The sequence below is a fragment of the Streptomonospora nanhaiensis genome, from assembly GCF_013410565.1.
GTDB classification, from domain to species: Bacteria; Actinomycetota; Actinomycetes; order Streptosporangiales; family Streptosporangiaceae; genus Streptomonospora; species Streptomonospora nanhaiensis.
The window spans coordinates 1,821,171-1,844,454 of record NZ_JACCFO010000001.1; the positions used below are offsets into that span (position 1 = coordinate 1,821,171).

Annotated in this window: 22 protein-coding genes and 1 tRNA gene; 8 read left to right on the forward strand and 15 right to left on the reverse strand. The window is 75.6% G+C overall.

Going from position 1 to position 23,284, the window contains the following annotated elements; all coding sequences use genetic code 11:
* The first annotated feature begins 36 nt into the window (after window positions 1–36).
* Entirely contained in the window at window positions 37–759 is a 723-nt protein-coding gene (locus HNR12_RS07830; RefSeq protein ID WP_179766857.1) for a hypothetical protein, read from the forward strand.
* A gap of 23 nt (window positions 760–782) precedes the next feature.
* Here the strand turns inward: HNR12_RS07830 and HNR12_RS07835 are convergent, their stop codons facing one another.
* The 4 genes from HNR12_RS07835 to HNR12_RS07850 form a co-directional block, all read right to left on the reverse strand.
* A complete protein-coding gene (locus tag HNR12_RS07835; RefSeq protein ID WP_179766858.1) occupies window positions 783–1,892 on the reverse strand; it encodes a hypothetical protein in 1,110 nt (369 codons plus the stop codon).
* Between the two features lie 131 nt (window positions 1,893–2,023).
* On the reverse strand, window positions 2,024–2,743 hold the full coding sequence (locus HNR12_RS07840) for an RDD family protein (protein WP_179766859.1): 720 nt from the start codon (window positions 2,741–2,743) through the stop codon (window positions 2,024–2,026).
* A gap of 190 nt (window positions 2,744–2,933) precedes the next feature.
* Window positions 2,934–3,053 (reverse strand): methionine/alanine import family NSS transporter small subunit, encoded by a 120-nt coding sequence (locus HNR12_RS07845; RefSeq protein WP_179766860.1) that lies wholly within the window; start codon window positions 3,051–3,053, stop codon window positions 2,934–2,936.
* Window positions 3,053–4,612 (reverse strand): sodium-dependent transporter, encoded by a 1,560-nt coding sequence (locus tag HNR12_RS07850; RefSeq protein WP_179766861.1) that lies wholly within the window; start codon window positions 4,610–4,612, stop codon window positions 3,053–3,055. The genes HNR12_RS07845 and HNR12_RS07850 overlap by 1 nt, the downstream gene beginning before the upstream one ends.
* A 486-nt stretch (window positions 4,613–5,098) precedes the next feature.
* On the opposite strand from HNR12_RS07850, the gene HNR12_RS07855 reads away from it, so the two are divergent.
* The gene (locus HNR12_RS07855) at window positions 5,099–5,620 is read left to right on the forward strand and encodes a DUF6010 family protein (RefSeq protein WP_218901891.1); all 522 of its coding nucleotides are present in this window, start codon (window positions 5,099–5,101) and stop codon (window positions 5,618–5,620) included.
* Between the two features lie 24 nt (window positions 5,621–5,644).
* Here HNR12_RS07855 and HNR12_RS07860 read toward each other — a convergent pair whose 3' ends face one another.
* Window positions 5,645–6,406, reverse strand: coding sequence for a phytanoyl-CoA dioxygenase family protein (locus HNR12_RS07860; protein ID WP_179766862.1), 762 nt, complete (start codon window positions 6,404–6,406; stop codon window positions 5,645–5,647).
* Window positions 6,407–6,681: 275 nt separating this feature from the next.
* Between HNR12_RS07860 and HNR12_RS07865 the strand changes: the two genes are divergently transcribed.
* The 5 genes from HNR12_RS07865 to HNR12_RS07885 all read left to right on the forward strand — a co-directional run bounded on the left by HNR12_RS07865 (window position 6,682) and on the right by HNR12_RS07885 (window position 11,936).
* Window positions 6,682–7,776 carry a hypothetical protein gene (locus tag HNR12_RS07865; protein WP_179766863.1) on the forward strand — a complete coding sequence of 365 codons (1,095 nt, stop codon included), beginning with the start codon at window positions 6,682–6,684 and terminating at the stop codon, window positions 7,774–7,776.
* Window positions 7,777–7,828: 52 nt separating this feature from the next.
* A complete protein-coding gene (locus HNR12_RS29480; protein WP_179766864.1) occupies window positions 7,829–9,400 on the forward strand; it encodes a glycosyltransferase in 1,572 nt (523 codons plus the stop codon).
* Window positions 9,401–9,703: 303 nt separating this feature from the next.
* Complete coding sequence (locus tag HNR12_RS07875) at window positions 9,704–10,615, forward strand: glycoside hydrolase family 16 protein (RefSeq protein WP_246425029.1); 912 nt, start codon at window positions 9,704–9,706, stop codon at window positions 10,613–10,615.
* A 130-nt stretch (window positions 10,616–10,745) separates the two neighbouring features.
* A complete protein-coding gene (locus HNR12_RS07880; protein WP_179770480.1) occupies window positions 10,746–11,249 on the forward strand; it encodes a TspO/MBR family protein in 504 nt (167 codons plus the stop codon).
* Between the two features lie 87 nt (window positions 11,250–11,336).
* Complete coding sequence (locus tag HNR12_RS07885; protein ID WP_217781539.1) at window positions 11,337–11,936, forward strand: TetR/AcrR family transcriptional regulator; 600 nt, start codon at window positions 11,337–11,339, stop codon at window positions 11,934–11,936.
* Between the two features lie 47 nt (window positions 11,937–11,983).
* On the opposite strand, the gene HNR12_RS07890 is transcribed toward HNR12_RS07885, so the two are convergent.
* The 7 genes from HNR12_RS07890 to HNR12_RS07920 all read right to left on the reverse strand — a co-directional run bounded on the left by HNR12_RS07890 (window position 11,984) and on the right by HNR12_RS07920 (window position 20,059).
* Window positions 11,984–13,540: a tripartite tricarboxylate transporter permease gene (locus tag HNR12_RS07890; protein WP_179766866.1), complete on the reverse strand. Its 1,557-nt coding sequence runs from the start codon at window positions 13,538–13,540 to the stop codon at window positions 11,984–11,986.
* Complete coding sequence (locus tag HNR12_RS07895; RefSeq protein ID WP_179766867.1) at window positions 13,541–14,167, reverse strand: tripartite tricarboxylate transporter TctB family protein; 627 nt, start codon at window positions 14,165–14,167, stop codon at window positions 13,541–13,543. It lies immediately after the preceding gene.
* Entirely contained in the window at window positions 14,164–15,204 is a 1,041-nt protein-coding gene (locus tag HNR12_RS07900) for a Bug family tripartite tricarboxylate transporter substrate binding protein (protein WP_179766868.1), read from the reverse strand. Before HNR12_RS07900 ends, HNR12_RS07895 begins: the two co-directional genes overlap by 4 nt.
* Before the next feature lie 270 nt (window positions 15,205–15,474).
* On the reverse strand, window positions 15,475–16,461 hold the full coding sequence (locus HNR12_RS07905; RefSeq protein WP_179766869.1) for a pectate lyase family protein: 987 nt from the start codon (window positions 16,459–16,461) through the stop codon (window positions 15,475–15,477).
* Between the two features lie 370 nt (window positions 16,462–16,831).
* A complete protein-coding gene (locus HNR12_RS07910) occupies window positions 16,832–18,460 on the reverse strand; it encodes an FAD-dependent monooxygenase (protein WP_179766870.1) in 1,629 nt (542 codons plus the stop codon).
* Between the two features lie 15 nt (window positions 18,461–18,475).
* Complete coding sequence (locus HNR12_RS07915; RefSeq protein WP_179766871.1) at window positions 18,476–19,105, reverse strand: TetR/AcrR family transcriptional regulator; 630 nt, start codon at window positions 19,103–19,105, stop codon at window positions 18,476–18,478.
* Between the two features lie 192 nt (window positions 19,106–19,297).
* A complete protein-coding gene (locus tag HNR12_RS07920) occupies window positions 19,298–20,059 on the reverse strand; it encodes a SecDF P1 head subdomain-containing protein (protein WP_179766872.1) in 762 nt (253 codons plus the stop codon).
* 322 nt (window positions 20,060–20,381) lie between these two features.
* On the opposite strand from HNR12_RS07920, the gene HNR12_RS07925 reads away from it, so the two are divergent.
* Window positions 20,382–20,993 carry a hypothetical protein gene (locus tag HNR12_RS07925; RefSeq protein WP_179766873.1) on the forward strand — a complete coding sequence of 204 codons (612 nt, stop codon included), beginning with the start codon at window positions 20,382–20,384 and terminating at the stop codon, window positions 20,991–20,993.
* 108 nt (window positions 20,994–21,101) lie between these two features.
* Here HNR12_RS07925 and HNR12_RS07930 read toward each other — a convergent pair.
* The 3 genes from HNR12_RS07930 to HNR12_RS07940 form a co-directional block, all read right to left on the reverse strand.
* Window positions 21,102–21,175 (reverse strand) — tRNA-Ile (locus tag HNR12_RS07930).
* A gap of 152 nt (window positions 21,176–21,327) precedes the next feature.
* Window positions 21,328–21,864, reverse strand: a complete 537-nt coding sequence (locus HNR12_RS07935) for a TetR/AcrR family transcriptional regulator (protein ID WP_338119741.1) — start codon at window positions 21,862–21,864, stop codon at window positions 21,328–21,330.
* A 205-nt stretch (window positions 21,865–22,069) separates the two neighbouring features.
* Window positions 22,070–23,119 carry an alpha/beta fold hydrolase gene (locus tag HNR12_RS07940; RefSeq protein WP_179766875.1) on the reverse strand — a complete coding sequence of 350 codons (1,050 nt, stop codon included), beginning with the start codon at window positions 23,117–23,119 and terminating at the stop codon, window positions 22,070–22,072.
* Between the last annotated feature and the right edge of the window lie 165 nt (window positions 23,120–23,284).

Genomic DNA, 23,284 nt, shown 5'->3' on the forward strand with positions numbered 1-23,284 from the left:
GTGCCGCCCCCCGAACCGCGGCGAGAGGACGGCGGCATGGCGGCACCCCTGGAGGACCTCCGCCGGGAGCTGGCGGAGCTGGCCCCGCTCGCCGACGACCTCACGCCCGCCAACCTCGCGCGGCTGCGGGAGCGCCTGCCCGCCCTGGTCGAGGACCTGGAAGCGCACCTGGTCGAGCGGCGCCGGGGCCCGGCGCGGATGCACGCGCTGCGCGCCAACCGCCTGCTGGGCGACGCCCTGTACCGCGAGGGCGTCCAGGCGCTGCGCGCCCGCGACCACGGCCGGGCCGAGCGCCTGCTGCTCGCCGCGGGCGAGGAGCGCGTGGCCGCCGCCCTGCGCCTGATCGGGTGGAGCGCCCGGGTCGCGGTGCCGTCCCTGGACAACGAGGCCGGGGAGGCGGTGCGCGAGGGCTGGCAGGCGTGCTGGGAGCTGACCAAGGCCCAGCGCGGCAACGGCCGCTGGCGGGCGGCCGAGCAGGCGCTGAAGGCGGTGGCCGCGCGGGTCGCGGCCGACGGGCCCTACGAGGCCGTCGCCCAGGACCTGAAAGCGGTCCAGGCGAAGCTGGAGCAGGTGGACCTCAAGGACAGCGGCCACCCGGTGCGCGCCGCGCTGCGGGGCCTGCGGCCCGACGTCCGCCGGGCCGCCCGGCCCGCTCCCACGGTCTCGGGCCACACCGCCGCCACGGGCGGACCGCCCGGTCCGCCGCAAGCGCCGTTCTTCTCCAGCGGCAACTACGAGCGGCGCACCCGGGGGCGCTGAGGCGCCGGGCGGCCGGACCGGGGTCAGCCCCGGCGGGCGCCCCGGGGGGCCGGCAGGGCCGGGGTGGTGTGCGCCCGGCGGCCCGGGGACACGCCTTGCGCGGCCTTGACGACGGCCCTGCGCACGCCGCCGGGCGGACCGCTGATCCCGCGCTCGCCGCCCAGGTAGCCCGATTCGTTCGGGTCGGTCGGCGCCGAGACCACGCGCGCCCGCTGGACCCGCTGCTCCAGCGCGGCGAGCGGGGCGCCGACGCGCTCGCGGTACTGGGCGCGGGTCTCGTCGGCGCGGCGCAGGAGGTCCCGGCCCGTGTTCCGGCCGGCCTTCCTGATCCGGTCGAGGGCGTCCCGGCCGAAGCGGTACGCGTCCAGGTGCTTCCCCATGTCGTGCAGGACCTCGACCAGGCGCCGCGCGGCCGACACGGCACGGGCGTGCAGCGGGCCGTACTCCGCGGTGGTGCGCTCGTACAGCTCCCGGCGCGCCGCCGTCAGCTCGGACTCCCATCCGCCGCTGCCTGGGGTGATCCGCATCCGGCGGCCGACGGCGCTGTTGAAGGCCACGGGGTCGTCGGCGGACGCGGACGCGGCGCGGACGTCGTCCTGCCTGGCCTCCAGGTGGCGGACAAGGCGGTCGAGCACCCGAAGCCGGGTGCGGCCCGCCGCGCGGGCCTCGGTGTGCTCGCCCGCGGCCGCGAGGAAGTCCTGGGCCGCGCGGTACTTGAGGGCCGCGCCGCCGAGGTGGCCGGCCCGCACCAGCAGGGATCCGATCCGCTCGGAGATCCGGCCGCGCTCGGCCAGGTGGTCGCGGCTCTGGGGGTCGTAGCGGCGCAGCCGCTCCTCCTCGACCGCCGCGGCGGCCAGCGGGCTGGTCTTGGCGACCTCGGCCGCGAGCGCGGCGAGGTCGCGGGGCACGAGGATGCTGTGGGTGCGGATGCCCTTCTTGGAGTCGGTGTTGTAGGCGAGCGAGGCGGTGGTGCCGGTCCAGCGGCGGTGGGCCTCGGCGAGGACCGCGCGGGTGTCGAGGTCGGCGAAGGCGAAGTCCTGGGGCGCGTGGTCGGCGAACTCCCGCAGGTAGATCTCGGCGAACACCGCGAGGGAGCGGGCGTCGTGTGCCGCCTTGTCCGTGCTGTCGGCCATGGTGTGAGCCCTTCCGCTCGACCGGCCGCGCCCGGGCGCCGGCGCCGGTGCCGGTGCCGGTGCCGGTGGTGACCGGTGATCTTACCGGCCCGCTGCGACAGGCGCCACGCGCGGCCGCGCGGCCGGCGGCGTCAGTACGCCGCGCCGGGGCGCCCCGGCGGCGGGGCCGCGCCCGCGCCGCGCACGGTGATCACCCGGGTGCCGACCGCCTTGTCGTGCACGGCCTGCTGGTAGGGCTGGTCCCACAGCGGCCACAGCACGTCGATCAGCCAGCCGACGCAGGTGACCGAGGCCATGCCGATGTGCACCAGCTGGCGCCCGGCCGACAGCCCCAGCGACGGGGGCTCGCCCGTCTTCATCGAGACGACCTTGATGCCGAACAGCCGCTTGCCGAGGGTCCGCCCGCTGCGGGCGTGGGGGAACCAGAAGTAGCTGAACGACAGGAACGCCCCCAGGGCGCCGAAGAGGAGCGTGGTGGGGATCCCGATCGCCGCCTCCTGGTCCTCGGGCAGGTTCTGGCCTTCGAGGATGAAGATGATCAGGCCCAGGCCGCCGTAGAAGCAGACCAGGAAGATCGGCAGCGCGATCAGCGTGTCGACGATGTAGGCGCCGACCCGCGCGCCCCAGCCCGCCGGCGGCGGCCACACCTGGTCGGCGTGCTCCGGCGGGGGCGGCGGCAGGCCCGGGCCCGGCGCGCCGTAGCCGCCGGCGTGGGGCACGGCGTAGCCCCCGGGCGCCGGGGCGGCGTATCCCGGCGGCGCCGGGTGCCCCCCGTGCGGCGCGTAGTCGGGGCCGGTGGGCGGGGCGCCGTACGGCGGGCCGTAGGGCTGGGGGCTGTAGGGGTCGCTCATGGGGGGCCGGTCCTCGGTGACGGGGGCGGGCGGCGGCCGGGGCGGGCGCGCGCGGGCCGCATGGCGGCGGCTCTCATTCTGGCACAGCGCGCCGACGGCGCCGCGGGGCGCGAAAAGGCGCGCGGGGGTGTTTCGGACCCGTACGGGTCCGAAACACCCCCGTGTTCCGCCTCGGTGCGCCCTCAGCCCGTCACGCGTCGGGGCCGGGGTCGGGGTCGGGGTGGCGGGCGAGGTGGATGATCGCCGCGATCAGACCGCCCCAGACGATCACGATGGCGAGGACCATCATCACGATGGCTCCGACGGACATCAGCGCCCCCTCTCGGCGTCGTCGGCCGCGGCGGCGGTCCCGGGTTCGGGGTCGTCGGGGTCGGCCGTCGCACTCGGCAGGTTCTTCCACGGGAGAAGCGAGATCAGGATGCCGAGCACCAGGGCGGCCCCGGCCACACCCCATCCCGCCGTGAGCAGGAACCACGTCGGGTAGTCCTCGTAGTTGGACGCCAGCTCCGCGCGCAGGCTGTCGTACATCATGAAGCCGAGGACGATCGGCGTGACCACGCTCAGGGTGATGCGCCACCACCAGGTGAGGGCGACCACGGAGGTCTTGGCGGCGTGCGCCTCCAGCATGGGCAGGCGCCGCACGATCCAGGCCACCACGACGACCGACACCAGGCCCGCCAGCACGATGCCGTACTGGTTGATGAAGTGGTCGGCGGCGTCGAGGATGTAGAGGCCCTGGTTGGTGGGGAAGAGCAGGATCGACACCGCGGCGGTCACACCGCCCACCAGCAGGGCGGCGGGCACACGGCGCATGCCCAGGCGGTCCTGCACCGCCGACACCACGACCTGCACGATGCTGATCAGCGAGGTCAGGCCGGCGATCACCAGCGACACGAAGAACAGCACGCCGAACAGCGCGGCGCCGAACGGCAGGTTGGAGATGATCTGCGGGAAGGCGACGAACGCCAGGCCGATGCCGCTGGTGGCGACCTCGTCCACCGGCACCCCGCTGGCCACGGCCATGAAGCCCAGGGTGGCGAACACACCGATGCCGGCGAGGATCTCGAACGAGCTGTTGGCGAACCCGGCCACCATGGCCGACCCGGTGAGGTCGGATCGGCGGCGCAGGTAGGACGAGTAGGTGATCATGATGCCGAACCCGACCGACAGCGAGAAGAAGATCTGGCCGTAGGCGGCCACCCACACGCTGCCGTCGGTGATGGCCGACCAGTCGGGCGCGAACAGCGCGTCGAGGCCCACCTCAGCGCCGTCCAGGAACAGGGCCTGCACCACCAGGATCGCGAACAGCACGCCCAGCAGCGGGATGAAGATGCGGTTGGCCCATTCGATGCCGCGCCGCACACCCAGCACCAGGATGACCAGGACGACGATCCACACCCCCACCAGCGGCCACAGCACGCCGGGGACGTAGCCGGTGATGGCGCCGGGGGCCTCCGAGACCTGGAGGAAGTCCTGGAACAGGAACGCGTCGGGGTCCTCGCCCCACGCCTGGGTCAGGGAGAACCAGGCGTAGCAGGCGCCCCACGCGACGATGACGGCGTAGTACACCGCGATCACGAAGGAGATGGCGACCTGCCACCAGCCCAGCGCCTCGGTGGGCCGCGACATCCGGCGGAACGACGCCGGCGCCGAGCCGCGGAAGCGGTGCCCGATCGCGTATTCCATGATGAGCAGCGGGATGCCGGCGGTCAGCAGTGCCACGAGGTAGGGCACCAGGAAGGCGCCGCCGCCGTTCTCGTAGGCGATGTAGGGGAACCGCCAGATGTTGCCCAGTCCCACAGCGGATCCGATCGCCGCGAGCAGGAAGCCCGTGCGGGACCCCCACTGCTCGCGGTGCTCTTGTGCCATCTGAAGCTCCTGCCTTTCTGGCCCGGGGGCGGTCGGGCGGGCCAAACCGGCCCATTAACCGCGCCGCAACACGGATGCGGCGCGATCGGACACGTTAGCGGACACACCGTGCTCGGCGCGCCCCCACCTGCGGGCTTGCGATCGTGCCCCGCCCCCTACCCCGGTCCAGGCGTTTGGCACCGACCGCAACGGGCGGCCGCGACCGCGCCGAAACCACCGAGGGAACGGAGGCGGACGCGGTGCCGCGGGCGTTTGGCTCGATTCGCGGCGCCGTCCGGAGGGCGGCTGAGGAGGCCGGGGAGCGCGCGGGTGGACGACGCGCACCAGGCGTTCGCCCCGGCGCGCGGGCGCCGCCGCGGCCTGGCAGAAACCCGGCGGCATCTGGCCGTCCGGCCACTCCCCCGGTCGCGGGCCGCGCTTCTACGGTCGTGACCCACGGGGGCGCGAGCGCGTCCCGCGACCGTTCGAAGGAGGCCGGACTCCACCATGTTGACCGTCGTCGCCCCGATCGTGATCGGGCTGGTCTACGCCGCCCTGAACTCCCTCATCGCCGAGCCGCACCGCAGGCGCTTCAACGCGGTGTTCGTCGCCGGCGCCGGGGCCGCCTACCTGAGCGGCGGCGGGTTCGGCCCGCTGGAGCTGGCGTTCACGGCGGTGGCGACCTACTGCGCCTACCGGGGCCTGGACTCCTGGGCGTGGATCGGGGTCGCCTGGCTGCTGCACACGGTGTGGGACGCCCTGCACCACCTCTACGGCAACCCGATCCTGCCGTTCGCCGAGCACTCCTCGCTGGGCTGCGCGATCTGCGATCCGGTCATCGCCCTGTGGTGCTTCGCCGGAGGTCCCTCAGTGGCCGACCTCGCGCGCTCGGCCGCGGCGCGGCTGCGTCCGCGCGCCCGCCGGGGCGGCTCGCCCGGCGGCGCCGGCGCCTCCGGCGCGCCCGGTGCGGCCGCGCCGGAGGCCGGCGGCGCCCCCGGCGCCGAGCACCCGGCCGGCGCCGCCGGGTAGCGCCGCTCCGCGCGGCCGGCCGCCTCAGCCCTCGGCCAGCGCCTCGACCACCGCCCGCTCCACCGGGGTGGGCTCGGCCGCCTCCAGGTCGAGTTCGCCCACGGGCAGCAGCGGCGGCTGGGCCAGGAACCGGGGCGTGGTGCCCCGGTGCGGCTGGGCCGCGTGCACCAGGAACGGGTGGCACAGGAAGACGTCGCCGGCCTCGCCCGTGGCCAGCGCCTCGGGACGGCCCTCGCCGGCCGCGACCGCCGCCCCGCACAGCTCGAACCACTCGCGGCCCTCGTCGCCGGCCTCGGCCAGCAGCGGCGGGACGTCGCGGTGGGAGCCCACCCGGATCCGGGTGGGCGCGTCGTCGGGGCCGACATCGGAGAACAGGAAGAGCATCAGCAGCGCCCGCCCGCGCGAGCGCAGGTTGACGCGGCCCTCCCCCCGGGCGCCGCCGAACGAGGCGTCCAGGTGCCAGCCGTCGTCGCCGGGCGGCTCGTCGCTGGGGAAGCGCACCGGGAAGGTGCCCAGTCCCAGGGGCGCGCGCCAGCGGCCCGCTCCCACCAGCCGGTCGTAGGCGGCGTGCAGCGCGGGGGTGTTGGCGGCCTCCACGAACGGGGCGCTGTGGTAGCCGCCCAGCCGCACCACGGGGCGGGTCCAGGTGGCGGGGTCGTCGGGGTCGCAGCCGGTGTCGGCCCACAGTTCGGCCCGGCCGCGGTCGGCGAGGGCGCGGGGGAACGCACCCCGCACCGCGACGAACCCGTCCGCCACGAACGACGCGATCTCGCGCTCGGTCAGCACATGCCCTCCTCCTCGGGCGCCTGGGCGCGCCCGCTCCACGGCCGTGGGACGCCGCCCACCCTCGCCAACGCGCGCGGCGGCCCGCAACGGGTTTTCGCGCCCGGCCCGGCGGCGGGCGCGGCGGCCGGGTGCCCGTCCGCGCGGTGGTGAAAGGCGCGGAACCGGTGCGCTGCGGCGCGTCCAGGTGGGCTAACGTGGTTCGGCCCGATCTGTGCCTGGTTCGTACCGCCCGCCCGGCGGTCCCGGCCGCGGGCGGAAGCGGTGCGGAGGAGTCCATGGGAGCGGACAGGGAGCCCGGAGCCGAGTACGAGCGGATCTACTCGGCCGCGGCCCGCATGCTGTGGGCGCAGCCCACCATGCGCTGGCACGGCGCGGACTGGCCCGCCGAGCGCCGCGCGGCCTGGCGCGACCTGGAGGCCGAACTCCGCGCCCTGCCGCCCGCCCCCGAGGAGCCCGGCGCGCCCTCCGACCCGGCCCGCCACCTGCTGGTCCGGCGGACCGCCGACGACCGGCCGCTGCCGCTCGCCGCCGCCGCGCGGGAGTGGCGGGAGCGGCTGCGCGCCGGAGGCCACGTCCGCCACCCCCAGGACCTCCTGCTCGACGTGCCCGAACTGCGGGACACCCCGGTGTTCCCGCCGGGGGTCGGCCTGCTGTGCGCGTCGGGCTGGGTCACCGGGCCGGCCTCCCTCCTGGCGGAGCTGGACCACCGGCTGGCCCCGGGCACCCCGGCCTGCGTGGTCGGCCCCGAGGCGCGGGAGCTGTCGTCGGCCCTGCACGCGGCGGCCGACCGCCTGCGGGCGCCCTTCGGCGCCCCGGCCGTCACCCCCCACCCCGCCGACGCGCCCTGGATCGGCGGCGCGCCCGCCGCCGCGGAACCCCCGGCCCCCCACCGGCTCGACCGCCTGCGCCGGGCCGCCCGGCGCGCCGCCGAGGAGGTCCCCACCCGCGAGCGCTGGCGCGCCGAGCGGGAGGTCGCCGTGGACCCCGACGTGGTCGACGCGGCGGAGGCGCTGGTGCGCGTCCTCGACGGCGACCCCGCGGCGGCGCGCGACCCGCGCCCCGACCCGGGGCGGTCGCTGCTGTGCCGGGGGGAGCCGGCGCCCTTCGGCGAGGAGGCGCGCGCCTGGCGCGCCCTCCTGGAGGCCGAGCCCGCGCCGCGCGCCCCCGAGCCGGGCGAGGTGTTCCAGCCGCCCACGGCCGAGCGGCGCTGGAAGGCGATGTCGCGCGCGGTGGCCGAGGTCGCGGCCGAGATGCTGGACGAGCTGGCCGCCCGCCTGGCCCCGGGCCGGGCCGCGGACGCCGTGCGCTTCGACGCCTACCCCTTCGCGCTGACGGTCCGGGAGTTCACCGTCCTCCTCCGGCGCCTGTGACCGCAGGCGTGCTCCCCACCCACCCCATCGGCACCGAACGGACGACACCACAGTGGCGAGGTTCCTCTTCCTCCTGCATGTCGGAGGGCCCTACGACGGAGGGGTCATCACCAACATCCGTCTGACCGAGAGCCTGGCGGCCCAGGGCCACGAGGTCACGGTGCTGTGCCCCGAACCGACCGTGGAGCACAAGGGGGTGCGGGTCGTCGAGCTCACCCCCGACCGGCTTCCCGCGGAGGTCGCGGCGGGCATCGCCGCCCTCGAACCCCCGGTCAACCGGTTCTCGCCCGCCATCGTGGAGCACTTCCGGGACCGCTCGCCGGCGGACCTCGGGCTGCCCGAGGGCGAGGACGCCTTCGACGCCATCGTCGGCTACGCCGACATGACCGGTCCGGCGGCCGCCGAGCTGCGCGACCGCTTCTACCGCTCGGCGAAGGTCGTCAACCACATCACATTCGATCCGCTGCCGGTCCTGCGCGCGGCCGGGAACGAGGAACTCGGCCTCCACCGGGCGCAGCGCCACGCGGTGTCCTTCGCCGCCGCCGACCTGGTCCTCGGCCAGGGGCCGAAGGCCGCCGCCGACGCGCGGCGCCTCATGACCGGAGCCCGCGGCGCGGCGATGCTGCCGCCCACCCACCAGTACATCCCCGGAATGGCGGTCAGCCGAGCGGCGCACACGCCGCCGCGCGCCGGCGAACCGCTCCGCCTGCTGATGCTGGGGCGCACGGCCGACCCCAACAAGGGCGCCGCCGAGGTGGCCGCGGCCCTGCGCCTCATGCACGCGATGGGCTACCGCGAGGTCCACCTCACCCTTATGGGGGTCCAGGAGGGCGAGCGCGCGGAGGTCGAGGAGGCGATGCGCCTCCACTACGGGCCGTCCTGGGAGGCGGCCATCGAGGTGAAGGACTTCACCACGGACCGGCGCGAGGTGGAGCGCGCGATCGCCGAGTCCCACGTCCTGGTGGTGGCCACCCGCAACGAGTCGCTGGGGCTGGTGAGCGCGGAGTACGCCGCTGTGGGCAAGCCCCTGGTCATCGCCCCGGGCGACGGCAACGGGTTCGCCGCGTTCCTCCAGGACACCGCGCGCGTCCCGCGCGCGCTCGGCGCCTACGCGGTCGTCGACGACTCCGGGAGCATCGACCTGAGCGGTGCGGTCATGGGCGCGGCGCCGCCCACGGGAGCCATGCGCCACGAGGTGATCGCCGAGCGCCTGATGGCCGTCGCCGACAACTACCCGGCCTACCTGGGGGCCTCCCTCCGCGTGCGCGACGTCCTGGCGCACTACACCTCCGAGCACGCCGCGCTCAGTGTGGCGGACGCGGTGGAGCGCCTCCGCGCCGGCGACCTGCGGCACACCAAGCAGGGCGCCGACGCGGCGGTGCTGGCCGTGTCCGAGGCCGAGATCCTGACGGGGGTCCCCGTGGACCGCAGGGGCAGGGCGCTGCTGCTCTCCCCGGGGCGGCCCGCCGCCGACGCGCCGGATGCGGCCGATCCGGCCCTGGGCGCCGCGCGGGGCGTGCGCGCCGGGCTCGGGCGAAGGCCCAAGGTGTCGCTGGTGAAGCCCGAACGCCGCGCCCCGTCGAACCGCCCGCCGGGGCGGCGGCCGGGCCAGGGTGCGGGGTAGGGGCGCCGGGCGGGCTCGCACGGGGCGAGGGGGACGCGCGCCCCGCGCGGAAAACAGGAAACACCCCTTGCGGATCTTCCGGACAAATAAGTAAGGTTGCTTCCCATTACCAAGGGTGACGAAGCATGGCCAGATCCGTCATCGTGCACGCCGGGTCCGCGTCCTCCGCCCTCCGCCTCCGCGCGGACGGCCGCGGCGGCTCGGGCCGGGTCCGCACCCGTCCAGCAGGGCACCGGCTGTCCCGTGTCACCCCCGCTGCGGTCCCACCGCATGCGGGGCAACCGGCGCCCGGAACGGTCCCCCATGAGTACAATGCCCCCCGGCTCCCTCCCCCGGCACCGCCGACGCGGACTCCGCGCCGCGGCCCTGGCCTGCGCGGCGGCGACCGCCGCCGCCGGACTGGCGGCCTCCGGCACACCCGCCGCACCCGCAGCGGCCCAGCCCGTCTCCGCCTTCGACGCCGACTCCGCCGCGCTCGTGTGGTCCGACGAGTTCAACGCGCCCGCCGGCACCGCGCCCGACCCCGGCAAGTGGACCGTCGAGGTCAACGGCGACGGCGGCGGCAACCAGGAACTCCAGTACTACGCCGACTCCCGCGACAACCTCGCCCACGACGGCGCGGGCAACATGGTGATCACCGCCCGCCAGGGCAACCCCGCCGGGTACCGGTGCCACTACGGCCCCTGCCAGTACACCTCGGGCCGGATGAACACCTCCGGGAAGTTCACCCACGCCTACGGCCGGTTCGAGGCCCGCATCAAGATCCCCACCGGGCAGGGCGTCTGGCCGGCGTTCTGGATGCTGGGCGACGACCTCGGCCAGGTCGGCTGGCCCAACAGCGGCGAGATCGACATCATGGAGAACGTCGGCCACGAGCCCGCCACGGTCCACGGGTCCCTGCACGGCCCCGGCTACTCCGGCGGCAGCGCGGTGACCGGCTCCTACCACCACCCCCAGGGCTGGGCGTTCACCGACACCTTCCACACCTTCGCCGTGGAGTGGCGCCCCGACAGCATCACCTGGTTCGTCGACGGGGTGGCCTACCAGACGTTCACCCCGGCCGACACCCGCGGCAACCCGTGGGTGTACGACCACCCGTTCTTCCTGATCCTCAACGTCGCCGTGGGCGGGCAGTGGCCCGGCCCGCCCGACGCGAGCACGCGGTTCCCGCAGGAGATGAAGATCGACTACGTGCGCGTCTACGACCTCGCCTGACGCCGCGCGCGGCCCGCCCCTCTCCCTGCCGGGAGGGGCGGGTCCGAAGGACGGCGTCGGCGGGGGTGTGGCCGGGCCCCGCGCGGGTAGCGGGCCGCCCGACACCGCCGCCGAGACCCGCGAGGCCGCCATGACCGCTTCCCTCACCCGCCGACCCCCGTCGCGAGGCCGCGCGCTCGCCGGGCTCGCCGTCTTCCTGCTGGCCGTCGCGGCCGCCGCGCTGGTCGGCGTGCTCTCCGCGGCCGGCACCGCGCAGGAGTACGCGGCGCTGCGCCGGCCGGCCTGGGCACCGCCGTCGTGGGTCTTCGGCCCGGTCTGGACGGTGCTGTACGTGCTGATCGCGCTGGCCGGGTGGGACGTGTGGCGCCGGCGCGGCCTGCGCGGCGCGCCGCTGGCGCTGGGCCTGTTCGCGGCGCAACTGGTGCTCAACGCGGCCTGGACGCCGCTGTTCTTCGCCGCCGACCGGCGCGGCGCCGCGTTCGCGGTCATCGCGGCGCTGCTGGTGGTGCTGACCGCCACCGTCGCGGCCTTCTACCGCCGCAGCCGAATCGCGGCGCTGCTGCTGGTGCCCTACTGGGCGTGGACGGCGTTCGCCGCCGCGCTCAACCTGGCGGTGTGGCGGCTCAACGCCTGAGACGGGCCCCGCTCGGGCCCGTCCCCGCGCGGCGGGCCTGCGGGCGCCCTCATGTTCACCATCCGGTTAGGGTGTATGGTCGGCCGGGTGAGCACGCAGCCCCGCCGCACCAGCAAGGCCGAGCAGTCGGCGGCCACCCGGCGGCGGCTGCTCGACGCCGCCTTCGAGGAGTTCCACCGCCATGGCCTGGCGGGCGGCCGTGTCGACCGGATCGCCGAACGGGCCGGTGCCAACAAGCGGCTCATCTACATCTACTTCGGCGACAAGGACGGCCTCTTCGACGCCGTGGTGGCGCGCGACCTGGCGGGCCTGCTCGACGCCGTGCCGTTCACCCCCCGCGACCTGCCCGGCTACGCCGCCGCGCTGTTCGACCACCTGCACGAGCGGCCCGCGGTGCTGCGGCTGCTGGCCTGGCGCAACCTGGAGCGCGGCGCGGCCGCCCCCGCCGAGGAGGAGTCCTACGGGCGCGCGGCGGCCGGAATCGCCGGGGCCGCCGAGGCCGGGGACGTCGGCGGCGCCTTCGCGCCGGCCGACGTGCTCGCCTTCGTCCTCGCCCTGCTCCAGTCCTGGACGTGGGCGTCGCCGGCCCTGCGCCGCCTGGCCGGCCCCGACGACGACCCCGCGGTGCGCGACCGGCGCCGCCGCGCCCTGCGCGCGGCCGTGGCCCGGCTCACCGCCCCCGGCTGACCCGCGGCCCGGCGGACCGGGGGTCCGGGGGGCCGCCGCAGTCCGGCTCAGGCGCGGGTGGCGGGCGGCGGGCCCCCCTCCTCCTGCTCCGGCCGCTCCGGGTCGGCCTCGGCGGCGCGGCCGACGTCGCGGCGCACCGCCTTGGCCACCAGCGGCAGCGCCAGGGCCAGGGCCATCAGCACCCACAGCACGACGGTCAGCGGGCTGGAGACCAGGATCATCGGGTCCCCCTGCGACAGCGCCAGCGCCCGCCGCAGCTCCTGCTCCAGCAGCGGGCCCAGGATCAGGCCCACCACCGCCGGGGCGATCGGCACGTCCGCGGCGTGCATGAGCAGCGCCAGCAGGCCGAGCGCGTAGAGGATCAGCAGGTCGGCGGTGGTGCCGCCCGAGGCGAACGTGCCCAGGGTGGCGAACACCAGCACCGCGGCGTAGATGGCGTAGGCGGGGATGGTCAGCAGCCGCGCCCACATCCGCACCAGCGGCAGGTTGAGGACGAGCAGCATCACGTTGCCGATGTAGAGGCTGGCGATCAGCGTCCACAGCAGCGGACCCGACTCGCTGAAGAGCTGCGGCCCCGGCTGCAGCCCGTAGGACTGGAACGCCGTGAGGATGACGGCCGCCGTGGCCGAGGTGGGCAGGCCGATGGTCAGCAGCGGCACCAGCACCCCGGCAGCCGCCGCGTTGTTGGCGGCCTCGGGTCCGGCCACGCCCTCGATCGCGCCGTGGCCGAACTCCTCGCGGCGCTTGGACAGCCGCTTCTCCACGCTGTAGCTGAGGAACGTGGGGACCTCGGCGCCGCCCGCGGGCAGGCTGCCGATCGGGAAGCCCAGGGCCGAGCCGCGCAGCCACGCCGGCCAGGAGCGCCGCCAGTCCGAGCGCGACAGCACGGCGCGGTCGCGCACGGGCTCCACGGTCTCGCCGCCGGTGCCGTGCATGAGGCGGCTGAAGGTCTCCCCCAGCGCGAACAGCGCCACGACCACCACCACGACGTCGATCCCGTCCAGCAGCGAGGGCAGGCCGAAGGCCAGGCGGGCGTCGCCGCTCTGCTGGTCGATCCCGACCAGGCCGATGGTCACGCCGATCAGCAGGCTGGCGGCGCCGCGCAGGATGCTGCGGCCCAGCAGCGCGCTGACGGTGACGAACGCCAGCGCCATCAGCGCGACGTACTCGGGCGGGCCGAACCCGACCGCGAAGTCGGCGACGACGGGCGCCAGGAAGGTCAGCCCGACCGTGCCGATGGTGCCGGCCACGAAGCTGCCGATGGCCGCCGCCGCCAGCGCCGCCGCCCCGCGCCCGGCGCGGGCCATCTTGTTGCCCTCCAGCGCCGAGACCATCGACGCGCTCTCGCCGGGGGTGTTGAGCAGGATGGAGGTGGTGGAGCCGCCGTACATGCCGCCGTAGTAGATGCCGGCGAACATGATCAGCGACGCGGCGGGGTCCAGCCGGAAGGTCAGCGGCAGCAGCAGGGCCACCGTCAGCGCCGGGCCGATGCCCGGCAGGACGCCCACGGCGGTGCCGATGGTGACGCCCAGCAGCGCCCACAGCAGGTTGACCGGCGACAGCGCCGCGCCGAACCCGTCGATCAGGGCGGAGATCTCGGTCATTCAGAACCCCCAGGGGCCGCCGGGCAGGGACAGCCCGATCAGCACGTCGAAGAGCAGGAACAGCACGCCGGCCAGGGTCCAGCCGTAGGCGGCCGTGCGCCAGGGGTGGGGCGCGCCCAGCAGGAGCGCGGCGGCGGTGAACAGCAGTGCCGAGGACAGGGTGAACCCGGCGTAGGGCAGGACCACCGCGAAGACGACGAGCGCGCCCACCAGCGCGGCCAGCCGCAGGAACCGGCCCTTGAGTTCGGCGGCGGGTGCGGCGGCGGGCGCGGTGCGCAGCGCCAGGAGCGCACGGACGGCCAGGGCGGCGCCCACGGCGACGAGCAGCACGCCCACGACCGTGGGGAACCCGCCGGGGCCCACGAGCGCGGCGCCGACGCCGTCGCCCAGGCTCGCGGCGTCGACGAGGACGACGACACCGAAGACGGCCATGAGCGCGCCGAGGGCGGCGGCGGCCTGGTGGCCTTGCCGGTCGGAACCGGCCTCGGGGGCGGGCGCGGGTGCGGCGGGCGGGCGCCCCGGGGTGCCGGGTGATGCGGCGGGGCGGGGGGTGCCGGGTTCGGCGGCGGAGCCGGCCGCCTCGGCGTCGGGGGTGCGGGGCCCGGGGGTGTCGGCGGTGGCGCTCATGTCAACCCGATCTGCTCAAGCACCTCGGCGGTGCGGTCGCGCTCGGAGGCGATGAAGCTCTCGAACTCGGGGCCGGCCAGGGCGGCGTCCTCCCAGCCGCGCCGCTGGAGCGCCTCCTGCCAGCCGGGGGATTCGGCCATCGTCATCAGCAGCTCCTCCAGGCGGCGCTCCTCCTCGTCGGTGATCCCCGCGGGGGCGACCACGCCGCGCCAGTTGGACAGCTCCACGTCCACGCCCTCCTCCATGAGGGTGGGGACGTCGGGCAGGGCGGGCAGCCGCTCGGTGCTGGAGACCGCGATGGGGCGCAGCCGGCCGGCCTCGATCTGCGGCAGGATCTCCGAGACCCCGGAGATGGCGGCCGTGGCGCGGCCGGAGAGCACGGTGGCCAGTGCCTCGCCGCCTCCGGCGTGGGCGATGTAGTTGACCTCGGCGGGGTCGGCGCCGATGTCCTGGGCCACGAGCCCGGCCAGGATCTGCTCCACGCCGCCGGCCGAGCCGCCCGCGATGGAGACCGCGCCGACGTCCTCGCGCATGAGGTCCACGAGGTCGCCGGTGTCCTGAACGGGCGAGTCGTTGGGGACGACGATGATCTCGTAGTCCGTGGTGAGGCGGACCAGCGGCGTGACGTCGTCCATGGTGACCGCCGAGCCGCTGGTCTCGATCGCGCCGACCATGATCAGGCCGGTGACCATCAGCTCGGTGGGGTCGGCGGGCAGCTGCGCGTACTGGTTGAGGCCGATGGTGCCGCCCGCGCCGCCGACGTTGTAGACCTCCACGCGGCCCACCTGGTCGCGCAGCGCCGACTGCATCTCGCGGGCGGTCTGGTCCCAGCCGCCGCCGGGATCGGCGGGGGCCAGCAGGCGGAACTGCTCGCCCTGGGCGAAGCCGTGGGCCTCCTCGTCGTCGGCGCCGGCCACGGCCGCTCCGGCCAGGAGCACGGTGACCACCGCGGCGGCCACGAAGGGGCCGGTGCGCAGGGCGGCCCTGCGCCAGGGCGGCCCCTCGGCGTCGGCGGAGGGGGGCTTGGGGTCTGTCATCGCGCGCCTCCTCGTCCACCCGTACCCGCTGGTGGACTTGTCGTGCTGTGGTGTGTTTGTCTGTATACAGTGAAATACATCGGTGTTCAACACCACAGCGGGGGGTGTCCATGGTCACCGAGCCGGTCGCCGATCGACAACCCCCGGCCGGAGGCGGGGCGCGGGGGCGGGACCGGGCGGGCCGCGGCGCACGCGGGCGGGGACCCGCCCGTGGGCGGGCCCCCGCTGTTTTCTCGTGTTCCGCGCGGGCCGCGCGCGGCGGCCGCGCGGTCAGATGTTGCCGGGCCCGGCGCCGGCGGAGACGATCTGCGGCACCCGCGCGCAGTCGTCCAGCACGTAGGGGTAGGGCGGGTCGTCGACCGACCCGGCGGTCTCCAGCGGGCCGGAGTCGACCAGCACGTTGCCTCGGGCCTCGATGCGGCCGGGGTCGGAGTCGGCGTAGCCCACGTGCGTGGGGTTCTCGACGTTCTCGAAGTAGTTGCACTCCACCAGCACGCCGGCGTCCATGGTGGAGGCCACGCCGTAGGCCGAGACGTCGCGGTAGTAGTTGTTGTAGACGTGCACCGGGTCGCCGTAGCGCACGCGCGGGTGCCGCTGGTCGGAGCCGTCGAAGAAGTTGTGGTGGTAGCTCACCCGCAGGTGGCCGCGGTCGGCGGTGTGGTCGTCGTCGTGGCCGAGCAGCATCGACTTGCTGTGGTCGTAGATGTGGTTCCACGACACGGTGACGAAGTCGGACTCCCGCTTGACGTCGATGGCGCCGTCGTAGCCGTTGGTGAAGCTGTTGTGGTCGATCCAGACGTTGGTCGAGCCGCGCTGGACGTTGACGGCGTCGTCGCCCCAGTCGGAGAACGCGATGTTCTGCACGATGACGTTGTGGGCCTCGGAGATGTTGAGCCCGCCGCCGGTGATCTCGGCGGTGGAGCCCAGGCCCACCACGGTCTTGTCGGAGGTCACGTCGTTCATGCCCGACAGTTCGATGCTGCCGGAGACCTGGATGGTCAGCGGGCCGTCGCTCTCCATGGCATCGACCAGGGCGTCGGCGCCGCTCACGGTGACCGTGGGGCCGGCGGCGCCGCCGGTCGTGCCGCCGTTCATGCTCGCCCAGCCCTCGGGCGAGCCGCCGGCGTGGGCGGCGGTGGGGAAGGCCAGGGCTCCGGCGGCGGCCAGGGTGGCCGCGCCCAGCGCGAGCGCCGCGCAGGCCGCGAACCCGCGGCGGGCGCCCGGCGCCGCGACCGCGCGCACAATGGAATTCGACATGGGGGAATTACCTCCTCGGATATTCCGCCGCCGCGGTGCGGGCCGCCCAACCGGCCCGCCGGGGGACCGCGGCGGCGGATATCGGGCCTGCGTGACGGCACCTTCACGCAGGCCCGGGGCAGCGGAGAGGAAACCGCCCCAGGAGCCGGGAGCGGTCGGAGCGGGAAAGTGATCTCCTTTCTTCCCGCCACCCAGGAAAGCGCTTTCAATTGTTTGGAGATTATGTGAGAACAAACACTCTGTCAATACGTGGACACGCGGAATTCCGGCGGCGGCGGGCGGCGCGCGGGGCCGCGGCGCGGGGGTCCGGCCGGGCCGCGCCGACCCGCCCGAACCCCGTGCCGCCATCCGCGCCGGTCCGCGCGCCCGGTCAGCCCGCCTGGCGGCGCGGACCCGCCGTCGGCGCCGACGCCGCCCGCGGGAACCAGCGGTCGAGGTGGCCGCGCAGCGCGGCGGTGTCGCCGAGCGCGCCCACCACCGCGATGTAGCCGTCCGGCCGCACCAGGGCGTAGCCCCCGGCGGTCAGGCCGAAGCGGCGGTGCGCCTCCAGCGAGGCGTCGTGGCGCACACCGGGCAGCCCGTCGTCGCCCTCGGGGGCCGCCACCTCCACCGCCACGCCCGGGCGGGCCTGGGCCAGCGCCGTCAGCTCGCCCACCCCCGCGCGCACCTCGGGGTCGGCGGCGCCCCGGTAGCCGGTGAACACCAGCAGCGTGCAGCCCGGGCCGGCGGCCGGGCCGAACAGGCCGGTGTAGGGCGCGCGCTCACCGGGCGCGGGACCGCCCGAGGGCGCGGCCCCGGCGTTGAGCGCGGAGTCGGGGTAGGCCACGTCCAACTGCGAGATCGCCCGCGTGAGCCGCTGCTGCACCGGCCCCCGGCCCAGCACGCGCGGCGCCACGGCCCGCCGCACCATCGTGGTGACGGTGCCGTGCAGCAGGGTCAGCCGGGTGAAGCGGGTGGTGCCGGCGACCAGGCGGCGGGCGACGGCCCCGCGCTCCTGGTGGTAGGTGTCGAGCAGGTCGCGGGGGGCGCCGCCGGTGATGTGGGCGGCCAGCTTCCAGGCGAGGTTGACGGCGTCCTGGATGCCGGTGTTCATGCCCTGGGCGCCCACCGGCGAGTGGATGTGGGCGGCGTCGCCGGTGAGGAAGACCCGGCCCGCGGAGTGCCGGGCGCTCAGCCGCTGGTTGACGCGGAAGCGGGCCGACCAGCCGAAGTCGGTGACGCGCGCGCCGGGCACGCCCAGCCGGTCCAACTGGGCCTGCATCTCGGCGCGGGTGACCTCGCCGCCGGGGTCGGCGCCGGGCGGGTAGGCGATCACCATGCGGTAGCGGCCCTCGGGCAGCGGGAAGAAGGCGGCCGGCCGGCCCCGGTCGAGGAAGGCGAAGCCGTCGCCGAAGCCGAGCGGCCAGTCCAGGCCGATGTCGGCGGTGGCGAAGTTCTCCTCCAGCGCGGTGCCCTCGAAGGGGATGCCGAGCAGGTGGCGCACGGTGCTGTGGGCGCCGTCGGCGCCCGCGAGCCAGCCCGCGCGCACCGTCTCCGTCCGGCCGTCGGCGTGGCGCAGCACGGCCGCCACGTGCGCGCCGGTGTCGGTGAACCCGGTCAGCTCCACGCCGTGCTCGACCGCCACGCCGTCCTCGGCCAGGCGGTCGGCCAGGATCCGCTCGACGGCGCTCTGCGGCAGCATCAGCAGGTAGGGGTAGCCGCTGTCGATGAGGGAGAGGTCGACGTCGGCCACGGGGCGGCGCTCGCTGCGGATGTGCATGGCGGTCATGGGCAGGCCCTCGGCGACCATGCGCGGCACCACCCCGAGGTCCTCCAGGACCTCCAGGGTGCGTGCCTGCACGCCCAGGGCCTTGGGCACCGGCGAGAGGGCCGGCGCCTTCTCCACGACGCGCACCCGCACGCCGCGCCGGGCGAGTCCGGCGGCCAGGGCCAGGCCCGTGCCGCCCGCGCCGACGACGAGGACGTCGGTGCCGGTTTCGGTGCTGCTGTGCTCGCTCATGGGGGGTCCTTTCGGTCAGGCGGACGGGCGCACGGCGGCGAGGAAGAGGTCGACGTGGGTCGGGATGTCCAGGCGGCCCAGGGGACGGTTCTCGTCGGGGTCTGTCAGCAGGTGGTTCATGAGCAGGTGGATGAGCAGCGGCCCCATGAAGAGACGAGCCGCGGCGGCGGGGTCGGCGTCGGGCAGCGCGATGACGCCGGCGCCCTCGGCGGCGCGGAGCATGTCGGAGACGCGGGTGAGCGCGCGCACGGGCACGGCGGCGCGGAACCGCTCGCCGACCTCGGGCACGCGGTGGCGCTCGGCGATGACCATGCGCGCGAGGGCGAGGTAGTCGGGCCGGGTGAGCTGGGCCAGCAGGCGCTCGGCGAAGGTCGTCAGCAGCCCGCGCAACTCCTCCTCGGTCGCCGGCGCCGCGAGCTCGCCCGCCGGGGCGGCGGCCGCGAGGGACCGCGCGATGTAGGACTCAAGCACGTCGCCGAGCAGTTCGTCCTTGCCCCGGTAGCGCGAGTACAGCGTCTCCTTGGACACCCCCGCCTTTTTGGCCACCTCGGCGGTGGAGGTCCCCGCGTACCCGCGCTCCAGGAACAGCTCGCCGGCCGCGGCCCGGATCTGCTCCCGCTTGGGATCGGTACCGGCCTCGCTCATGGCTCCCCTTCCCCAACCGTACCGAACGGTTCGGTACGGTACTGGCGAGTGTAGCCCTCACGCGGGGCGGCGGCAAGGACGGCGCGGCGACCGGGGCGGACGCGAGAGGAGGCGGGGCGGGGCCGGGGGATCAGAAGGCGGCAAAGGCCGCCGGAGGCGCGGCGGTGGGCGGTGCGGGCGGGCCCGGGCGGCTCACCGGACCTCGGCCACCTCGGCATCCACGGGCAGCGGGTCCACCTGGACGAGGCTCGCCAGCGCCCGCGCCTCGTCGCCGGTGAACCGCCCCGACAGGACGGTGGCCGCGTCGGTGAGGCCGACGTCGCAGGCGGTCTCGGGCCCCACCTCCGGCGCGGAGACGACCTCCTCGTCCACCACGATGGCGACGCGGCGCCGGGCGTCGCCCGCCGGCCGGCACGCGGCCTCACCGGTCAGCCGGGCCCACGCCTCGCGGCCGCCGTCGGTGAAGGTGACGTTCACCGTCCACTGGCCGCTGCGCTCGTCCAGCGCGGCCTCGGCGGCGGAGACCTCGGCGTTGCCGAGCCGGGCCGGACCGAGGTGCAGGTCCTGGCCGGTGTCCGGATCGGGCAGGGACAGCTCCGCGTCGGCGGGGTCGCCGGCCTGCGCCCCGGTCCCCACCACCGGCCGGAACGCCAGCACCCCGCGCCGCCCGAGCAGGTCCGCGGCGGCCTCGGAGTCGGCACCGCGGGGCAGCTCCACGGCGACCACGCCCGGGTCGGCGGTCACGACCGGATCGCCCTCCCCCATCTCGCGCACGCGCTCCGCCAGGATCTCGGCCACCTCGGCGACCTCGTCCCGCGAGGCCCCCGAGTCCACCCGCACGACCACGGTCTCCCCGCCCCCGGCCCGCCCGGGCCACAGCAGCCACACGGCCGCCCCGGCGGCGACCAGCACGAGCACCAGGGCCGGGACCGCGATCAGCAGCACCAGCCCCACACGGCTTTGCCTCGGGGATGGAGCGGGAGCGGGAGGAGAAAAGGAGGAGGGCGCGGATGTCGGATCGAAAGGCTGCACGGGGGGCTCCCTTTCGGCGGCGGCCGGGCAGACCAAGTATCGCAGCGGGGTCCGGCCGCGCACCATTGCGTTCCGGCCCCACCAGCCGACGATCGCCGCAGACGCGAGACGAGAGTCCGCACCGCCGCCCCGATACGGCTACCGCCCCGCCGGCCCCATGGAGTTGTCACCTCTCGGACAATTGCCCGTCGGCCCGGGCTGCCTGACGATTGCCTCAACCGCCGGTTCCAGCCGCGGAGGAGCCATGGCCTGGGTTCACGAAGGCGAACAAGCGGTCCGCCGCCTCCACGACCTCTCCCTCACCCTGGACGACCTCGCCCACGCCCTGGCGGCCGGGGACCGCGAGTCCCGCCGCTACCTGACCAAGCACGACCCGCCGAACATGCCGGGGCTCGCCCGATGGGCCGGAACGGTGCGGGGGTTGCGCGACCGCCTGGCACCTGCGGGATGGGGGATCGACAACCCCGGGAACCTGCCCGTGACCCTTTCTCCGGACCGCACCGTCGGCATTGTGGCGGTGACCGGCGACGAGCACACCGGTTTTCGGAGTTTCTCCTCTCCCAGCACCCGCCGACCACGAGGGATCGTGACTCTCAAGGCCATCGAACGGAACCGTGACCGCTACGAATCCCAACTTCCGCTCTTTTTCGCGGATGAGTTGATCGAAGAACCCGTCGCGGACGTGGCACACGGGGTCGGGGCCGGGACCCTGTGGATCCTCCTGTACAGGGAGGACGGGTACAAGGTCTGGTCGGAACTGTCCCTGCCCTTGACAGTGCGCAAGGACGGCACGGTAAACCGCTGGCACGAGCGGATCCTGCTCCCCGCCTACAGTCCGCCCGCACCTGGCGGGTAGAGCGGCAACCCGGCCGCAACCGGCGTGCGGGCCGTTGGCCGGCGGATTGGCCGGCGCCGGACGCGCTCAGCGGCCACTGGCGCGGGTGTCCGCGCAGGTGGGGGTGGGTAGGGCGGGCGGGGCTCGAACCCGCGACCCAAGGATTATGAGTCCTCTGCTCTGACCAGCTGAGCTACCGCCCCGCCATCACGCCCCCTCACCAGGGGCGCAGGTACGGGGGACCACTCTACCGAATTCGCACATCGTTCGTTCACCGCAGGATCGACGAACACGGACCCCGGCCTTGTCCAGGGCGGTCGGGGCGGGGCGGAGGGTGCGGGACCGTGCGCGGGGGTCAGGTGCGGGCGGCGCGGGCGAGGAGGGCGACGACCTCGGGGGCGGCGGTGGCGAGCGCGAAGCCGCGGTCCTCCATCGACTCGGCGACCACCGCGTCGATCGCGCCGTTGACCACGAGGGCGAGGGTGCGCGCGTCGATCTCCGCGCGGTACTCCCCCGCCTCCTGGGCGCGGACCACGAGGTCGGCGAGCGGGCGCCAGCGCGCCTCCGACGACGGGGAGTCGGCCACGCCGATCCGCTCCCCCTGCCGCAGCGCCTCGGTGATGACGCGGCCGTGGCCGGGGTGCTCGGCCAGGTAGCCGATCATCGCCGTCACGTACGCCTCGACCGCCGCGCCGGGGCCCGGGGCGGCGTCCACCGCCGCGCCCACGTGGCCGACCAGGGCGTCCAGGACGGCGCGGTAGGCGGCCTCCACGACCGCGTTCTTGGAGGTGAAGTGGTAGAGCACGGCCGCCTTGGAGATCTCGGCCGCCTCGGCGATGCGGGCCAGGGAGGTGGCGGCGTAGCCGTGCTCGGCGATCAGCGCGATGGTCACCTCGACCAGCTGCTCGCGGCGGGCGCGCTCGGTGATGGTGGGCCGCCGGGACTCGGCGGCGGGGCGGCGGGGCAGCTCGGCTCCTCTCGCACGGACCCCGGCCCGGTTCGCGGGCCGGGGTCCGAATCGGCTCTGAACGGGCGTTCGGCCGGATCCCGTCCGGACGCACGCTCCCCTGGGCTGCGGCCCGGGGGTCGGCCGCGGACTACTCCACGGCGTCGAGGAACGCGCCGACGTCGGCCGCGACCTCCTCGGGGTACTCGCCGTTGATGGCGTGGGAGGCATCAGGGTAGACCTTCACGCGGTCGTCCGGCAGCGCCCGGCGGGCGGCGGCCTCGGCGGTGGCGGGGTCGTGCATCACCGACTCCCCCGCCAGGACCGCCAGCACCGGCGGGCGCAGCCCGGCCAGCCGCTCCTCGGGGATTTGGCCGGGCTGGGGCAGCCGCAGCGCGTAGGTGCGCATGCCCGCCTCGATCAGCGCGCCCTGCGGGGAGTCGTCCGCCGGCGCGCCCCCGGCCGTGTAGGAGTTGAAGCTCTCGCGCCAACTCCGGGGCAGCCAGGGGACCGACGCGGGCACCGACCGCACCACCGTCTCCAGCGGCATGCCGTCGAACACGTACACCGGGTCGACCAGGGCCACGCCGGCGATCCCGGCGGGTTCGCGCATCGCGAGGTTGACCGCCGTCCACCCGCCGATGGACAGCCCCAGCAGGTGCACGCGCTCCTCCGGCAGCGCGCGCACCGCCTGGTGCAGCCAGCGCGCCTGGTCGGCGTCGGAGGTGATGGGCCGGTCCTGCACGCTCATGCCGGGCTCGCCCAGCAGGTCCACGGTGTAGACGTCGCGGTGGCGCAGGAGCGACGGCAGGTTGTCGGCCCACACCGGCGACGCGGCGGCCCGGCCCGGCAGGAGCACCAGCGGGACGCCGTCGGCGGGGCCGTCGAAGTGGTAGGCGCGCACGACACCGAAGTCGGTGCGCAGGTCGTGCACGGCGTCGGGCTCGGGCAGCTCGGCCATGGCGGTGCGGTAGGCCGCCGCGAACTCGGTCTTGGCCGGCCCCGAGGTGAAGTGGCCGACCGGAGCGGGCTGGCGCACGACGAGCGCGGCGGCGAGCAGGGCGATCACCGCGACAGCGGCGATGGCGAGCGTGCGGGTGCGCGGGCGCCTCCTCCACCGCCGCTCGCGGCGGCCGTCCTGGCCGCTCCGGGCGACCGGGTCGCGCTGACGGCGCGGCGTAGGGCGCGGGTTCTCGGCCATGGTTCCTCCCCCGGATGCAGCGGGCCGCCGCACGGCGGCCGACTGACCGCTTGGTTAACAAACTAACCGCGCGGTAAGTCGAGGTCAAGCGGCGGCCCGGGACCGGCCCGGGCCGGTCCCGGTCGGACGCCCGCGCGAACAGCGGGGGGACAGCCGTCTCTGGAC

Bases quoted from the DNA above. Each gene is read 5' to 3' on its own strand.
- HNR12_RS07830 (WP_179766857.1), top strand. From the start codon at position 37: ATGGCGGCACCCCTGGAGGACCTCCGCCGGGAGCTGGCGGAGCTGGCC.
- HNR12_RS07835 (WP_179766858.1), bottom strand. From the start codon at position 1,892: ATGGCCGACAGCACGGACAAGGCGGCACACGACGCCCGCTCCCTCGCG.
- HNR12_RS07840 (WP_179766859.1), bottom strand. From the start codon at position 2,743: ATGAGCGACCCCTACAGCCCCCAGCCCTACGGCCCGCCGTACGGCGCC.
- HNR12_RS07845 (WP_179766860.1), bottom strand. From the start codon at position 3,053: ATGTCCGTCGGAGCCATCGTGATGATGGTCCTCGCCATCGTGATCGTC.
- HNR12_RS07850 (WP_179766861.1), bottom strand. From the start codon at position 4,612: ATGGCACAAGAGCACCGCGAGCAGTGGGGGTCCCGCACGGGCTTCCTG.
- HNR12_RS07855 (WP_218901891.1), top strand. From the start codon at position 5,099: ATGTTGACCGTCGTCGCCCCGATCGTGATCGGGCTGGTCTACGCCGCC.
- HNR12_RS07865 (WP_179766863.1), top strand. From the start codon at position 6,682: ATGGGAGCGGACAGGGAGCCCGGAGCCGAGTACGAGCGGATCTACTCG.
- HNR12_RS07875 (WP_246425029.1), top strand. From the start codon at position 9,704: ATGAGTACAATGCCCCCCGGCTCCCTCCCCCGGCACCGCCGACGCGGA.
- HNR12_RS07880 (WP_179770480.1), top strand. From the start codon at position 10,746: ATGACCGCTTCCCTCACCCGCCGACCCCCGTCGCGAGGCCGCGCGCTC.
- HNR12_RS07890 (WP_179766866.1), bottom strand. From the start codon at position 13,540: ATGACCGAGATCTCCGCCCTGATCGACGGGTTCGGCGCGGCGCTGTCG.
- HNR12_RS07895 (WP_179766867.1), bottom strand. From the start codon at position 14,167: ATGAGCGCCACCGCCGACACCCCCGGGCCCCGCACCCCCGACGCCGAG.
- HNR12_RS07900 (WP_179766868.1), bottom strand. From the start codon at position 15,204: ATGACAGACCCCAAGCCCCCCTCCGCCGACGCCGAGGGGCCGCCCTGG.
- HNR12_RS07905 (WP_179766869.1), bottom strand. From the start codon at position 16,461: ATGTCGAATTCCATTGTGCGCGCGGTCGCGGCGCCGGGCGCCCGCCGC.
- HNR12_RS07910 (WP_179766870.1), bottom strand. From the start codon at position 18,460: ATGAGCGAGCACAGCAGCACCGAAACCGGCACCGACGTCCTCGTCGTC.
- HNR12_RS07915 (WP_179766871.1), bottom strand. From the start codon at position 19,105: ATGAGCGAGGCCGGTACCGATCCCAAGCGGGAGCAGATCCGGGCCGCG.
- HNR12_RS07925 (WP_179766873.1), top strand. From the start codon at position 20,382: ATGGCCTGGGTTCACGAAGGCGAACAAGCGGTCCGCCGCCTCCACGAC.
- HNR12_RS07940 (WP_179766875.1), bottom strand. From the start codon at position 23,119: ATGGCCGAGAACCCGCGCCCTACGCCGCGCCGTCAGCGCGACCCGGTC.